1 protein-coding gene is annotated in these 266 nt (G+C 35.3%); it reads left to right on the forward strand.

Annotated features, from left to right (window positions below; translation table 11 throughout):
• A partial coding sequence (locus HMPREF2782_RS09560) for a hypothetical protein (protein ID WP_222563134.1) occupies positions 1-212 on the forward strand: 212 nt, incomplete at its 5' end.
• Positions 213-266 lie beyond the last annotated feature (54 nt).

Genomic DNA, 266 nt, shown 5'->3' on the forward strand with positions numbered 1-266 from the left:
ATGTTAGGGCGGAGGAAATGGGGGAGTTTCGATTCTCCCCCTTTTTCCTCCCCCTAACGACCCCCACTTTTTTGCCCCCCTGCAACCGACCATTGCATGGAGCTAATTTTGTTAGAAGCTTCGCTTCTTTCAAGTTTTTAAAGCTTGATTGCTATTTAAAAATAATTATAAATTCAAGTGAATTATTAGAGAAAAAATTGTTTGAACGTTAGTGAGTTTATTTTTTCTCTTTTAATGAACTTAGAATTTATTTATTTTGGGCTTAT

The organism is Anaerococcus sp. HMSC068A02 (genome assembly GCF_001811125.1).
Classification (GTDB): Bacteria; Bacillota; Clostridia; order Tissierellales; family Peptoniphilaceae; genus Anaerococcus; species Anaerococcus vaginalis_C.